Raw genomic sequence first — 12,648 nt, 5'->3', positions numbered from 1 at the left:
GTTGAGCGGTGGCCGTTCAGGCCGGTTCCTTTGCGTCGCCGTACACCGTCGCGCGCGAGACGCCGAGATGCTGCGCGACGATCTCCATCGCGCGGCGCACGTCGAGACATCCAGACTGCTTCAACTCCTGCATCAGCGTGCGCCGGTCTTCGGCTTTCAGCGAGCGCGGCGTGGTGGCGAGCCGCGCGGCGAAGCGGTCGATGCGGACGCGGATCGCGTCGGCACCGGCCGGATCGAGCGATTCCTTCGGATCGGCGCTGGGGTCGAGCGTGCCGAACTGCGTCAGCATGCCCTGCAGGCCGCGAAACAACGTGAGATCGACGTTGATGCATAGCGCGGCGATGTAGCGGCCCGTCGAATCCTTGATGCCGATCGACGTGCTCTTTGCCTGCCGGCCGTCGACGAAATGATTCGGGTAATTGGCGAGAATCGACGGGTAGTCCGCGTCTCCGATCCGCGCGAGCCCGAGTTCGGTGGTCGGCTCGCCGACCTGCCGGCCCGACAGGCTGTTGTGAATCGCAACGATGGCGTGCTTCGGGTGCAGCAGATCGTGCACGACGACCTCGCAGAACGGCGCGAAGGTCTCGCCGAGGCCCTGAGCCACCTGCTTGAGCTGATCGATCAACAGGTTCTGTTCGGGGGTTCGTTTGCGCATGTGGAGATATTGTCTAAATCTGGACAATTCGTCAAGTGTCCGGCTCGGAGAGCGCCGTTCGAGTTTTGTCCTACCATAACGCGCGGATCAATCACGGCCACGTGCCGACTGGAGGGCGCGGTGTTTCGATCGATGATGGGACGGGCCGTGGCGGCCGGCTGCGCAGCGGCACTCGCGTTGGGCGCGGCGAACGGTGCGATGGCCGCCGACAGTGTGCCGGAGCGTTCGCTCGACTACACGCTGCACGACTTCCGGTTTTCCGACGGCACCACGTTGCCGGAGATCCACATTCATTACGCGACGCTCGGCACGCCGCGCCGCGATGCGCACGGCGTCGTGACAAACGCCGTGCTGCTGCTGCACGGCACCACTGGGACCGGCCGCGCGTTTCTCACACCGACGATGCGCCGCGAACTATTCGCGCCGGGCGAGCCGCTCGATGCGCAGCGCTATTTCATCGTGATGCCCGACGGACTCGGACGCGGCGGCTCGACGAAACCGAGTGACGGCCTGCGCACGAAGTTTCCGCAGTATGGTTACGGCGACGTCGTCGAAGCGAATCATCGGCTGCTGGTGGAAGGACTCGGCGTGACGCATCTGCGGCTCGTGCTCGGTACGTCGATGGGCGGTATGCAGACGTGGATGTGGGGAGAGCGCTATCCGGAGATGGCCGATGCACTGATGCCGATCGCCAGCCAGCCGGTCGCGATGGCGGGCCGCAACTGGTTCTGGCGGCAGATGGTTGTCAGCGCGATCCGCAACGATCCGGGATGGAACGGCGGCGACTACGCCGCGCAACCGACCCAGTGGGTTCGCACGATGCCGATCTTCACGATCATGACCGGCAATGCCGCGCGAATGCAGTCGGCCGCGCCCGATCGCGATGCCGCGACGCACCTCTACGATGCGACCGTCGCCGACGCGCAGAAAAACGACACGAACGACGTGCTGTACTGGTTCGAATCGTCGTGGGATTACGATCCCCAGCCGCAGCTTGTGCGCATCCGCGCGCCGCTCTACGCCGTCAATTTCGCCGACGACCTGATCAACGCCGCCGATCTCGGCGTGATGCAGCGCGCGATCGCCGCGGTGCCACATGGCCGCTTCGTTGAAATTCCCGAGAGCGCGCAGTCGTACGGCCACCAGACGCTCGCGCATCCAGAGGTATGGAAGCCGTACCTGGTCCAGTTGCTGCAGGCGAGCGAAGCCGCCCCGCGCTGACGGCGGCGCGCGGCGGCGTCAGTGCAGCTTGTGCGGTTTGTGGCTGTCCGGCGTGCGGAAGAATGCGTTCCACGCGGCGCGCACGCCCTCGGCGGCGATCGCTTCCGCGTCGATCGTTTCGGCTTCGCCTGACTGGGCAGGATCTTCACTGAGTCCGCGCCAGTGGGTAAAAACGAGCAGCGGTTGCTCCGTCCATTCGCCGGCATCGAACCGCGCAAACGCGGTGTTACCGCTTACCAGCTGAACCTCGTACCATCCGTCGCGAACCGGCGCATGGAGGTTCAGCGGAAACCATCCAGTCGGCTGGATTTCCATCATGGCCTCACTGATCGATTGAGAGGCCGTGAACGATGCAGGGTTCGTGCCCGGCGTTCGGCGTGCTGATCACGCACGTCACGCGTCGCCGGCGTTGCGGCGCAACACGATGATCGGCTGGGTCTTGTACGACGTGCGCGTCCGTTCGACGAATCCGCATTTCGCGGCCACCCGCAGCGACGCCATGTTTTCCGGCGCGACGATGCAGACGGTTTCGCGGCCCGGCCACTCCGTGTCGGACCATCGTAGCGCGCCTTGCACGGCTTCGGTTGCGAAACCCTGGCCGTGTGCGTGGCGTGCGAGTGCCCAGCCGATCTCGGGCAGGCCGTCGTGTGACGGCTCGATGTCGCGATGAAAATCCGCGAAGCCCACTTCGCCGAGAAAGCGCCCGGTCGCCTTTTCGCGCACGACCCAAAAGCCGAAACCGAGCAGCGTCCAGTGTCCGATGTAGCGCAGCAGACGCGCCCATACTTCTTCGCGCGTCGACGGCTTGCCGTTGATGAAGCGCGTGACGTCGGGATCGGACCACATCGCGAGGGTGTCGTCGAAATCGTCGCGGACGTGAGGGCGCAGCACAAGACGGTCTGTTTCGAATGTGAGGGCGTTGGGCATCGGAGAACCGGTTCGTGGACGTGGATGACGTGATGGTGTGGACCGCAGATCATCGCAGATTCGCGGGCCCGGTGGGCGGGACGCGTTATGCTTGCGCGGCGCGTGGGTGCCCCGCACGCGCATGCACAGAAACCCCGCGGGAGACACCGATGAAACGCAAGACGCTCAATGCTTCGCGGCTGCAGGAAGAAGTCAACCGGCGCATCCACCAGCTTCACGCGATCGTCGAGGACGGTGTGAAGATTCGCGTGCCGCGTCCGCAATTGCAGGAGCCGGACAAGACCGGCTGCAACTGGACGATGAAGCACTTCGGCAACATCGCGGGCTTCGAGCGCGATGTATCGGCGGTACTCGACGCGGTGCGCGCCGAGTACAACCTGTCGGAAGAGGCGGGCTCGTCGGGCTCGTCGAGTTCATCGGATAGCGACCCGTTCGCCGGCTTTCCCGGTAACTGAGCCGGGGCATCGAGCCGGGCAACGAACACGTAACCGAACGAACCCCGCGCCGTTCCGCTTAGCGCTTTTCCATCGACGCTTCGTATGTGCCGAGCGCCGCCGCGCTATTGAGCCGCGCGCGCTCGAGCAGCGCCTGCTGCCCGGCCGCCAGATTCGCCTTCTGTCCTTTCCACGCATCGAGCGGCGGCTCCTGCAGCGCGCGTCCGTACGAGAACGTCAGCGGCCACGGCAGCGTCTCGAGCCGGTTCATCGCGTCGAGGTTCGCGGTGGCTTCCTCCGGCGTCTGGCCACCCGACAGGAACACGATGCCCGGCACCGCGGGCGGCACCGTGCGCTTCAACACGCGCACGGTGTGCGTGGCGATTTCCGCGGTCGAGGCTTGCCGTGCATGCGTGCTGCCCGCGACCACCATGCTCGGCTTCAGCAGGATGTGTTCGAGCACGACCGCGTGCCGGTGCAGCGCATGAAACACGGCGTGCAGCACGGCTTCCGTGACCTGCGCGCAGCGCTCGAGCGTATGGCCGCCGTCCATCAGCACTTCCGGTTCGACGATCGGTACGACGCCGGCTTCCTGGCAGATCGCCGCATAGCGCGCGAGCGCTTCGGCGTTCGCTTCGATCGCGAGGTGGCTCGGCAGCGTATCGGAGATGTGGTACACCGCGCGCCATTTCGCGAAGCGCGCGCCTTGTCGCCGATAGCCGTCGAGGCGTGTCGCGAGCCCGTCGAGCCCTTCGGTGATCTCGTCGCCGGGTGCGTGGGCGAGCGCTAACTTTCCCGCATCGACCTTGATGCCGGGCACGATGCCCTGACGCGCGGCGACGGTCGGCAGCGGCGTGCCGGCGTCGTCGTGCTGGGTGAGCGTTTCTTCGTACAGGATGACGCCGCTGACGTAATCGCCGAGACCCGGGGTGGACAGCAGCAGCGTGCGCCATGCGCGGCGGTTTTCTTCGGTCGATTCGATGCCGACTGAGGTGAAGCGCTTCGTGATCGTCGGACCGCTTTCGTCGGCGGCGAGGAGGCCCTTGCCTCGTTGCGTCAGTGCGTCGACGGTGGCCTGGAGTTCAGCGGACGTGTCCATTACGTGTTTCTCCTGAGCGCGGCACGGGAAGCGCCGGTTTCCCTGCGACACGGGAGTACCCCGGTCGGTTCCTTGTGCGGGCGGCCGCGCACGACATCATTCAGCCGCCCGCGCCACCCTCAGGACGTAAATGTACAGGTCGTCACCTCGGCCTTGTTGCGATAGTTGTCGTAAGCGATCGACGTGATCGGACGAGCGTCGTCGAACCAGGTCCGCTCCTTCAGCTTCACCTCGAGCACGAACGGTTGATCGGCGAATTGCGTCTGTTGCTTCGCGTTCGTGAGTTCCATCTCGACGCGGCCCATTTCGCCGCTGCCGACGAGCGTGCTGCCCGGTGTGAGGCCTGTCGGGCTCGAGCTGCCCGGGATGATCAGGATGGCGGTCTTCTTGCTCATGGTGATTCCTCAAGGTACGGCCGTGTCCCCGCAGGCGCTTCGTTCGACGAAGCGGCCGGCGTAACGGGTCACGGTCCAGATGGATGGAGTTGCCGCGGACGGCGCGGCAATGAGGCCTCGAGGAAACTATCCCAGATGCAAGGAGGGCTGTGAATCCGGCGAACGGCCCATGACCTTGGTCATGCCCGCTTGCCGTTGTTGGCGAGAAGCCCGCCGTGTCAGTTGGCCAGCAGCTCGATTGCGCTGACCACGAGCGTGAAGGCGCCGATACAGCCGCCGAGTGTCACTGCGCTTCGCATGAAATCCGACATGGAGGTCTCCGGGTGTGATTGAAAGCTGTATTTAAGCTTAATCGAAAGCAAAAAGAAAGATTTCAAAAAAACGGCAGACGCCGGAAGAGGCGCCTGCCGTTGCGGAGACGACAGTGGGCACGACAGCGAACGCAGTCAGTGCGTCTGCGGCGGCTCGTCGTTCAGCGTGTGCAGGAACGCGATGATGTCGCGCATGTCCTGATCGGTCATCGCGGGTTTGTCGCCGAAATTGCGGTCGAACGGCGCGTCCTTCACGTCGACGTTCGCCTGGAGCTTCGGCGGGATGTCGTCGTACTTGTCGATCTTGCCGTCGGCACCGCGCGGATAGAAGCGTCCGGGGTTCGTGTTGCGATCGTTGTAGAACGCCATCACCTGATCGAGCGTGTGGTAGATGCCGTTGTGGAAGAACACCTGGCGCGTCGCCGAGTTGCGCAGCGTCGGCGTGAGGAACATCGCGCAGTACTGCGTCTGGTCCTTCAGGTCCGTGCGGAAAGGTCCGCAGACGCCGAGATCGAAGAACTTCGGATCGTGGTTCTGCACGAGCGCGCGGTTACGCGGCACGCCGAGCGCTTCGTACTGGTAGTCGGTGAACATCGGCGGCAGGCCGTCCTTGCCCGGCTTCGACAGATGGCAGCCGGCGCAGTTGGCCTTGTTCGGATCGTTGAACAGGTGCAGTCCGCGCAGTTCCGCTTGCGACAGACGTTCCTTGCCTTCGAGCCAGCGGTCGTACCGGCTGTTGTACGGATGGAACGACTGATCCTCGACCTGATAGCGTGCGATCGCGAACATCGCCTCGGACACCGCGAGCTTCGTGTCGCTGAAGATGCGCGGCCCGAACAGCTGCGTGAACTGCTTCGCGTACGGTGCCTTCTGGAGTTGCTGCGCGACGGGCTCGATGCTCGTGTTAGCCATTTCGACGGGGTTCAGCAGCGGGCCGAACGCCTGCTGCTGCAGCGTGTCGACGCGGCCGTCCCAGAAGAGGCCGCCTTGCGGCACCATCTCCTGCGCCGTGGTCGTCGTGCCGGCGGTCTTCTGCGACTTGACGACGCCGGCTGACGAGGCGGCGAGTTGTGTGACGCTCGGGCCGTCGTCGTTTTCGCCCTGGTCCGGGCCGATGCTGAAATTCGGCTGTCGGTACAGGTACATCAGCGAAGGGGGCGGGCGGTAGCCCTGCAGCGCCATCGACGTGCCGCCCAGCTGCGCGTCGAGGTTGTTCGGCGGCCCGTATGCATGTGCCGGGCTGTGGCACGTCGCGCACGACTGCTTGCCCGACGCGGACAGCGACGGATCGAAGAACAGCTGCTTGCCGAGCTGCGCGACCGCGCTCAACGGCGCGACCGGCAGCCGCATTAGCGTGACGGGGTGCGCGTTCGCGCCGGTCAGGTTCTCGACGGCCTCGCCGATCGCGGCCGGCACCTTGCCCGGAAACGCGAGTGCGAACGCGCCGAAGCCGAGGACGCCGACGGCGAGAACCGCGACGACGGGAAGCAGCAGCCGGCGCCGACGCCGGCCTTGCGGACCGGGGCCGGCGGAAAGCGTAGCGGGAACGGGCGGAGTGGAAAGCTCGGTCATGTGGCGTTTTTTATACGGGACTGACAAGCAAAAGAGCCGTGCGGCAACCGATGAACCGGCTGCAGCACGGCGGGATCTATCGCTCGTGGCCGGCGTGCTGCGCCGGCCACGAAGGCTGTTGCGGTGTGATCAGAGGGCCGGTGCGGTGCTCACCTGCGTGCCGAGCGTCGGATCGAGGAACAGCGTCGACGTGTTCGCACTGCCGCTGAAGTTGAACATGCCGCGCAGGTCGCCTGCGGTCGCGTCGAACGACCCGCCGCCAAGACGCGAGCCGCTGAGCCAGTTGTCCTCGATGAAGCGGACGACCGATGCCTGATCGATGAACGTATGGTCGACGTAGTTCGGCTTCGCCCACGGCGACACGACAACGAACGGAATCCGCGTACCCGGACCGCAGCGGCCGTTGACCGCCGCGCCGTTGACACCCGTCGTGGCCGTGCCGGTGCCGCACACGCCGTTGCCGTTCAACTGGTCGACGGCGTCGAACGATGCGCGCGTCGGGGCCATGTACTGGTGGTCGTACCAGCCGTCAGAGTCGTCATACGTGACGATGACCGCGGTGTTCTTCCAGTCCGGCTGCTGCTGCAGGAAGTTGATCACCTTCGTGACGAACTGCTGCTCGTCGAGCGGATCCGAGTAGCCCGCGTGCGCGTCCTGCGCAGCCGGCGCCTTCAGGAAGCTGACCGACGGATAGTTGCCAGCCTGCACCGCGGCGAAGAAGTCGTCCGTATCGTACTGGTGGTTCGCCGGCTCCGCCGTCTTGCCATCGGTTTCGAGGCTCTGGCCGATCGCGGCGGTCGAGCTCGGGCGCGTGTGTTGCGGGTTCGACGTCGACGCGAAGTACTGGAACCAGTTGTGGTGCGGAATGTAGTCGGCGGTCGCGGCGTTCACGGCGGTGGCGATCGTGCTGCGCTTGCAGCCGGTCGTACCGTTGCTGTTCGTCGTCGACAGGTTGAAGCCGCCCATGAAGCCGCCCCACGTGATCTTCTGCGAGTTCAGCAGGTCGCCGATGTTCTTGCCGGTCATCAGCGCGGTATCGGTCGTGCTCGAGCACGCGTCGTTGCCCGGATCGACGTCGTTGATCATCGTCAGGCCGCCCTGGCCGTCATTGATGAAGTACGACTGCGCGGCGAGCGTCGACACCTGCTTCGTCGTCTTGACGATCTGCATGCCGTTGGTCTGGCCGGACACCACTTCGAGTGCACCCGGCGTCGACGGACCGTAGGTCGACGTGTACGCGTTGTCGCTCATTGCGTACTTCTGCGCGTAGTTCCACAGCGCGGTCACCGTGTTGCCGTCGAAGTAGCCCATTACCTGGCCCTTCGTGCCGAATGCGCCCGCGCCGCCGCTCGTCGCCGTGCCGGTGAATTTCGGGAACAGGTCGGCCGCGCCGTTGTCGTTCGCCTCCTGCTCGGGCGTGTACGAGTGGTTCTGGTCGGCAGTCGCGGCCTGCGTGCGGTCGAGGCGGAACGGGTTCGCCGCGTTCGTGCCGTTCGCGGTGTTCGTGAAGTTCGGGTTCGCGGTGAGCAGCGCGCCCGTCAGGCCGTTGATCGTCGGCGTGCCCGACGCCGCGCTGAATGTCGGTTCGCCGCTCGGGTTGGTCGCGCTCGGGTAGGTCGCGAAGTAGTGATCGAACGACACGTTCTCGCCGTAGATCACGACAAGGTGTTTGATCGGCGTGGCGGTGTTCTGTGCGTCCTGCGTGGACACGTGATTCACGTTGTCGCTGCCGCAGGCGTAGAGCGCAAGCGCCAGCCCGGTCAACGGGAGAGCGATCATGGCTTGACGAAACATTTTGTGTGGCTCCACTGATTGATTGACTTCGTTGTCAGGGTCTCCGGCAGCGGTGTTCGATGCGGTTTTACGTGTGGGGAAGGCAGTGCATCGCCGCTGCGGAGCCTTTTAAGGCTTGCATCAGAGCGTTCGCATTGGAACATCCGGGTGTGAAGCTACAGAGGCGGGTCGCTTTCGGAGTTCTTACCGAATGATGCAATTCCGAAAGGAACGGTGAGGGGCGGTGCAAGATTCGCGCAATGCGGCGCGGCGGCCGCGTGGGCGGCGAACGGGAAAGAACGTATCCGGCAGCAGCCGGGTGGCCGCTGCCATGGTTATGAAGCGGTGGCCTCGGCGGCGAGCGCGTGCAGTGCGTCGCCCACGAGCCGGTACCGGACCCATTCGGATTGAGCGCTGGCGCCCAGCGATTCGTAGAAGCGGATCGCCGGCTCGTTCCAGTCGAGCACGCTCCATTCGAAACGCGCGCAACTCTCAGCGATGGCGAGTTGCGCGAGATGCTGCAGCACGCGCTTGCCCGCACCGGTCCCGCGATGATGCGGCGATACGTACAGGTCTTCGAGGTACAGCCCTTTTTGCGCGAGCCACGTCGAGTACGAGAAGAAGTACACGGCGAAGCCCACGGGCTCGCCGTCGATTTCGCAGATCAGCGCGCGGGCCGGCGAGCCGGGTTCGAACAGGCTGCCGCGGAGCGTATCGACTGTGGCTTTGACTTCATGTTCGGCCTTCTCGTAGACGGCCAGTTCGACGATGAAACGGAGAATGAGCGGTGCGTCGCTTTCGACGGCGGGACGGATGTGAATCGGCAACGGGGACTCCGGGTGTGGGGTGAAGAGGGGGTAGGTCGCTATCGTACTTCGGCTTGCCGCGGGCAGGCCCCGACCGAAGCCGCTCGCCTCGGGTTCAATTTTTGCACCACAGCCCCGCGACGTCTTCGGTTTTTGATTCGTCATTTCGCCATCCGTAGTCGGCCCACATCAGTCATCTGCGTATCTTCAAAGCGGCCATTGACGTGCCACTTCGCAGCGCATCACGTTGGATCACTCGTTACATTGCCGCAGTCACCGCTCGAGGATTGGCGTGACAGATGCCCTTGCGGCAGCCAACTCACATCCGCTATCCGCTGAGATGGAGAGAAGCGGCGTGGGCAAGACCTCAGAGGGGTTGGTCGCGGAGGAGCCGATCCAGCCTTTGGGCCGTGTCCTCTTCATCAAGCGGCGTGAAGACGATCAGCTTCATATCCGGCGGATCGCCCACACCGAAGCTCGAATATTCGAAAAGCATCCGCCCGGCGGTGGGGTGATCGATACGCTTCTGGCCCGTCAGTGGACGCGCCACCTCGCGCTGCGGCCACCACCGTGCAAACTCCGGGCTCAGGCTCGTTAGCCGGGCAACGAGGCGCTCGAAATCCGGGTCGCCGGCATAGCGAGCGCAGTCGGCGCGGAACATGGCGAGCGAGGCGCGCGCCACGACTTCCCAATCGACAAGCAAGCGCCGGTGGTTCGGATCGGCGAACACCATGTGCAGCGCGTTGCGCTCGTCGCCCTCGAGTCGACCGTAAGGGCCATAAACCACCTCGGCCGCCCTGTTCCACGCCAGCACGTCCCAGCGCCGGCCGAGCACGAAGGCGGGCTGCCCGGTCAGGCTGTCCAGCGTCCGGCGAAGCTGCTCATCGACCCGCTCCTCTCCCGCGATGCATCGCCCGGGCGTCGGACGGTCGTGCAGGACGAAGAGATGGCGCCGTTCGGTGGGATCGAGCCGTAGCGCATCGGCTAGCGCCGAGAGAACCTCGTTGGACGGCCGCACGTCCCGCCCTTGTTCCAGCCAGGTGTACCAGGCGGTTCCGACGCTGGCGAGCATCGCCACCTCCTCGCGGCGCAGGCCTGGCGTCCGTCGCCGGAAGCCGTTGGGCAGGCCGACGTCGGACGGAGTCAGGCGCTCGCGGCGCGAGCGCAGGAATTCGCCGGCCTCACGTCGGCGAGCGGCAGGGTCGGTGGTCGCAGCGTCACTCATGGAAATTATCGTAGCACGATCGATACCAGAATCAGCCGACGACTGCTTACGCCTTCGCGCTCCGGCCACACTCCAGTTGCGCTGCGTTAGCGAGGCCCGGTGGCCTTGCACGCCGCACGCTCGACACCCTCTTCAGGAGTAAGTCATGTCATCTCAGCACACGGTCATAGTCGGCGGCTCGTCGGGGATCGGTCTCGCGACCGCCCGTCATCTCCTCGCATCCGGCGCCCGCGTCACCATCACAGGACGCGACGAAACCCGGCTCGCCGAAGCAAGGCGACAACTCGGCGCTGAAGCGCAAGCCGTGTCGATGGACGCGGCCGCGGCGGATGCGCTTCCCGCCCAGTTCGCGCAGATCGGCAAGTTCGATCACCTGGTGCTGGCACTTGGCAGCGGCAAGGGCGTAGGCCCTTTCGCCACCGTGAGCCTCGCCGACGTCAAGCTCGGCTTCGAGGAGAAGGTCTACGCGCACTTCGCAACAGCGCAGGCGGCGTTGCCATTCCTGAATCCGACGGGCAGCATCACCTTCGTCTCGGCTGTTTCCGCTCAGGCTGCTGTGCCGGGTACGGCTGGAATCGGGGCCGCCAATGCGGCGGTAGCGGCACTCGTCCCGATCCTCGCTCGCGAACTCAAACCGCTGCGCGTGAACGGCGTTTCCCCGGGCGTGATCGACACGCCTTGGTGGGACGCCTTTCCTGAGGAACAGAAGCAGACGATGTTCGAAGACTTCGCCGCCAGGACCCCGGTCGGCCGCGTGGGGCGACCCGAGGACGTCGCTCAGGCGATCGCATTCCTGATCAGCGACGACTTCATGACCGCTCAAATGCTGATCTGCGACGGCGGGCTGCGTTTGTCGGTTTGATGAGCCATCGGCTGGGCGGCCTCGACCGTCCAGCCGATAGTGGTCCGGCTCGTGAATAACCGAATGTGGCGTGGTCAGGCGAAGACGGGTTGACTGTGCGCTTTCGACCCGCAAGGGACGGTCGCCCACACGCAAAGCGGCCGTTCAGATAGGCTCCACCGGGCGCTTTGTTAACGAAATGCCTGCCGGATTCCCAGCGCAATCATGAGCCCTCCACATGTGAGGTCGATCCATGCCTTCGCGCGACGATACGCCGTCGCAATCGCCGCGTGCGATAGAACGAGCGCGACTGCTCCGTACCAGCACGTCGCTGATGTACCGACAGTAGCAAGCATCGCGAAGAACGTCGGCAGGGAAACGTGGGTGGGCACCGCTGAGGAAAACACCGCCGCATAAAAGGCGATGGACTTCGGGTTCGCGATATTTGTCGCGATACCTTGCAGGAACGCGGCGCGAAACAGAGGCGCCTTCGTTGGGTGACGTGCTCCTGAGGGGGTTGCCCGTGCCGACACAACGAGCCGCAGCCCGAACCAGATCAGATAGGCCGCGCCAGCAAGCCTGACGCCGACAGCGAGCCACGGGAAAATAGCGAAGACCATTCCGATACCAAGGATCGCGCAAGTCGCCCAGAACAGATTCACCGTCACGATTCCGGCGACAAGCGCGAGCGCATCGGAGCGTCTGCCGGCTACCGCCTTGTGAGTGATTGCGACGAAGTTCGGCCCGGGTATGACGACACCTGCCGCATAGACAGAAAAGACTGTCGCAATAGCAGACCAATCAACCATTTGTAGCCTCAGTGAATTGTGGTTGTACAAAACGTGGAGTTGCTTCATCAGCCAGTATTCTGAAGCAATTCACGACTGGAATGTCCTGGCTACTGTCGCGCGCAGGCCGCGGGCGTTTCGGTTGGATCGCGCAACTGAAGTTCAAGGCACCCGGACGACCATCTCGACCTCAAGTTGATAGTCCGGCGTATACAGCGCCTGCACGCCGATCGTGGTGATGCTCGGCTTGCCGCCGCTGAACGTGTCCCGAAGTGCCGTGAGCGCCTGTTGGAAGCGATCGGTCGTCGCGCTCACTACGTAGAGCCGGACCATGACGACGTCGTTTGCCGAGGCGCCCAATTCGGTCAGCGCCTTCTTGAGGTTAGCGGCGACGATGTGTGCCTGGGAGGTGAGATCCGGCGGCATGTGCCCCCCATCTGGGGCGCCTGCGACCTGGCCTGACAGGAATGCCAGGCGGCCCGGTTCTGCCACGCTGATCTGCGCGAACCCTCCCGCAGACATGTCCCATAGAACGGAAGGGTTAAGATGGGTTACCGGTGCGGCAGCGGTTTTCGGTGGTTCGGATGACATCTTTCTCTCC

Annotated in this window: 14 protein-coding genes; 3 read left to right on the top strand and 11 right to left on the bottom strand. The window is 64.6% G+C overall.

Annotated features, from left to right (window positions below; translation table 11 throughout):
- Positions 1-16: 16 nt before the first annotated feature.
- A complete protein-coding gene (locus tag ACREXZ_RS22145; protein WP_431766257.1) occupies positions 17-655 on the bottom strand; it encodes a helix-turn-helix transcriptional regulator in 639 nt (212 codons plus the stop codon).
- Between the two features lie 120 nt (positions 656-775).
- Here ACREXZ_RS22145 and ACREXZ_RS22140 point away from each other — a divergent pair, with 120 nt between their 5' ends.
- Positions 776-1,876, top strand: a complete 1,101-nt coding sequence (locus ACREXZ_RS22140; RefSeq protein WP_431766256.1) for an alpha/beta fold hydrolase — start codon at positions 776-778, stop codon at positions 1,874-1,876.
- An 18-nt stretch (positions 1,877-1,894) separates the two neighbouring features.
- On the opposite strand, the gene ACREXZ_RS22135 is transcribed toward ACREXZ_RS22140, so the two are convergent.
- Both ACREXZ_RS22135 and ACREXZ_RS22130 read right to left on the bottom strand, forming a co-directional pair.
- On the bottom strand, positions 1,895-2,194 hold the full coding sequence (locus ACREXZ_RS22135; protein ID WP_431766255.1) for a hypothetical protein: 300 nt from the start codon (positions 2,192-2,194) through the stop codon (positions 1,895-1,897).
- A 75-nt stretch (positions 2,195-2,269) separates the two neighbouring features.
- On the bottom strand, positions 2,270-2,803 hold the full coding sequence (locus ACREXZ_RS22130; protein WP_431766254.1) for a GNAT family N-acetyltransferase: 534 nt from the start codon (positions 2,801-2,803) through the stop codon (positions 2,270-2,272).
- 149 nt (positions 2,804-2,952) lie between these two features.
- Here ACREXZ_RS22130 and ACREXZ_RS22125 point away from each other — a divergent pair, with 149 nt between their 5' ends.
- Entirely contained in the window at positions 2,953-3,258 is a 306-nt protein-coding gene (locus ACREXZ_RS22125) for a hypothetical protein (protein WP_431766253.1), read from the top strand.
- 58 nt (positions 3,259-3,316) lie between these two features.
- Here the strand turns inward: ACREXZ_RS22125 and ACREXZ_RS22120 are convergent, their stop codons facing one another.
- The 6 genes from ACREXZ_RS22120 to ACREXZ_RS22095 form a co-directional block, all read right to left on the bottom strand.
- Positions 3,317-4,336, bottom strand: coding sequence for a class I fructose-bisphosphate aldolase (locus tag ACREXZ_RS22120; protein WP_431766252.1), 1,020 nt, complete (start codon positions 4,334-4,336; stop codon positions 3,317-3,319).
- Positions 4,337-4,455: 119 nt separating this feature from the next.
- Complete coding sequence (locus tag ACREXZ_RS22115; RefSeq protein WP_431766251.1) at positions 4,456-4,731, bottom strand: hypothetical protein; 276 nt, start codon at positions 4,729-4,731, stop codon at positions 4,456-4,458.
- 446 nt (positions 4,732-5,177) lie between these two features.
- Entirely contained in the window at positions 5,178-6,614 is a 1,437-nt protein-coding gene (locus ACREXZ_RS22110) for a cytochrome-c peroxidase (RefSeq protein ID WP_431766250.1), read from the bottom strand.
- Between the two features lie 129 nt (positions 6,615-6,743).
- Entirely contained in the window at positions 6,744-8,408 is a 1,665-nt protein-coding gene (locus ACREXZ_RS22105) for a phospholipase C (RefSeq protein WP_431766249.1), read from the bottom strand.
- Between the two features lie 314 nt (positions 8,409-8,722).
- Positions 8,723-9,214, bottom strand: a complete 492-nt coding sequence (locus tag ACREXZ_RS22100) for an N-acetyltransferase family protein (protein ID WP_431766248.1) — start codon at positions 9,212-9,214, stop codon at positions 8,723-8,725.
- 346 nt (positions 9,215-9,560) lie between these two features.
- Positions 9,561-10,418, bottom strand: a complete 858-nt coding sequence (locus ACREXZ_RS22095; RefSeq protein WP_431766247.1) for a helix-turn-helix transcriptional regulator — start codon at positions 10,416-10,418, stop codon at positions 9,561-9,563.
- Positions 10,419-10,563: 145 nt separating this feature from the next.
- Between ACREXZ_RS22095 and ACREXZ_RS22090 the strand changes: the two genes are divergently transcribed.
- On the top strand, positions 10,564-11,280 hold the full coding sequence (locus tag ACREXZ_RS22090) for an SDR family oxidoreductase (RefSeq protein ID WP_431766246.1): 717 nt from the start codon (positions 10,564-10,566) through the stop codon (positions 11,278-11,280).
- A gap of 170 nt (positions 11,281-11,450) precedes the next feature.
- Here ACREXZ_RS22090 and ACREXZ_RS22085 read toward each other — a convergent pair whose 3' ends face one another.
- Positions 11,451-12,068 (bottom strand): LysE family translocator, encoded by a 618-nt coding sequence (locus ACREXZ_RS22085; RefSeq protein ID WP_431766289.1) that lies wholly within the window; start codon positions 12,066-12,068, stop codon positions 11,451-11,453.
- Between the two features lie 141 nt (positions 12,069-12,209).
- Complete coding sequence (locus ACREXZ_RS22080) at positions 12,210-12,638, bottom strand: RidA family protein (RefSeq protein WP_431766245.1); 429 nt, start codon at positions 12,636-12,638, stop codon at positions 12,210-12,212.
- Positions 12,639-12,648 lie beyond the last annotated feature (10 nt).

It is taken from the genome of Paraburkholderia sp., from assembly GCF_050742655.1.
In the GTDB taxonomy this organism is placed as follows: Bacteria; Pseudomonadota; Gammaproteobacteria; order Burkholderiales; family Burkholderiaceae; genus Paraburkholderia.
The sequence above is the reverse complement of the archived record's forward strand: the minus strand, read 5'-3'. Positions and strand labels throughout refer to the sequence as shown.

Bases quoted from the DNA above. Each gene is read 5' to 3' on its own strand.
- ACREXZ_RS22125 (WP_431766253.1), top strand. From the start codon at position 2,953: ATGAAACGCAAGACGCTCAATGCTTCGCGGCTGCAGGAAGAAGTCAAC.
- ACREXZ_RS22080 (WP_431766245.1), bottom strand. From the start codon at position 12,638: ATGTCATCCGAACCACCGAAAACCGCTGCCGCACCGGTAACCCATCTT.
- ACREXZ_RS22085 (WP_431766289.1), bottom strand. From the start codon at position 12,068: ATGGTTGATTGGTCTGCTATTGCGACAGTCTTTTCTGTCTATGCGGCA.
- ACREXZ_RS22120 (WP_431766252.1), bottom strand. From the start codon at position 4,336: ATGGACACGTCCGCTGAACTCCAGGCCACCGTCGACGCACTGACGCAA.
- ACREXZ_RS22095 (WP_431766247.1), bottom strand. From the start codon at position 10,418: ATGAGTGACGCTGCGACCACCGACCCTGCCGCTCGCCGACGTGAGGCC.
- ACREXZ_RS22115 (WP_431766251.1), bottom strand. From the start codon at position 4,731: ATGAGCAAGAAGACCGCCATCCTGATCATCCCGGGCAGCTCGAGCCCG.
- ACREXZ_RS22135 (WP_431766255.1), bottom strand. From the start codon at position 2,194: ATGATGGAAATCCAGCCGACTGGATGGTTTCCGCTGAACCTCCATGCG.
- ACREXZ_RS22105 (WP_431766249.1), bottom strand. From the start codon at position 8,408: ATGTTTCGTCAAGCCATGATCGCTCTCCCGTTGACCGGGCTGGCGCTT.
- ACREXZ_RS22110 (WP_431766250.1), bottom strand. From the start codon at position 6,614: ATGACCGAGCTTTCCACTCCGCCCGTTCCCGCTACGCTTTCCGCCGGC.
- ACREXZ_RS22130 (WP_431766254.1), bottom strand. From the start codon at position 2,803: ATGCCCAACGCCCTCACATTCGAAACAGACCGTCTTGTGCTGCGCCCT.
- ACREXZ_RS22090 (WP_431766246.1), top strand. From the start codon at position 10,564: ATGTCATCTCAGCACACGGTCATAGTCGGCGGCTCGTCGGGGATCGGT.
- ACREXZ_RS22145 (WP_431766257.1), bottom strand. From the start codon at position 655: ATGCGCAAACGAACCCCCGAACAGAACCTGTTGATCGATCAGCTCAAG.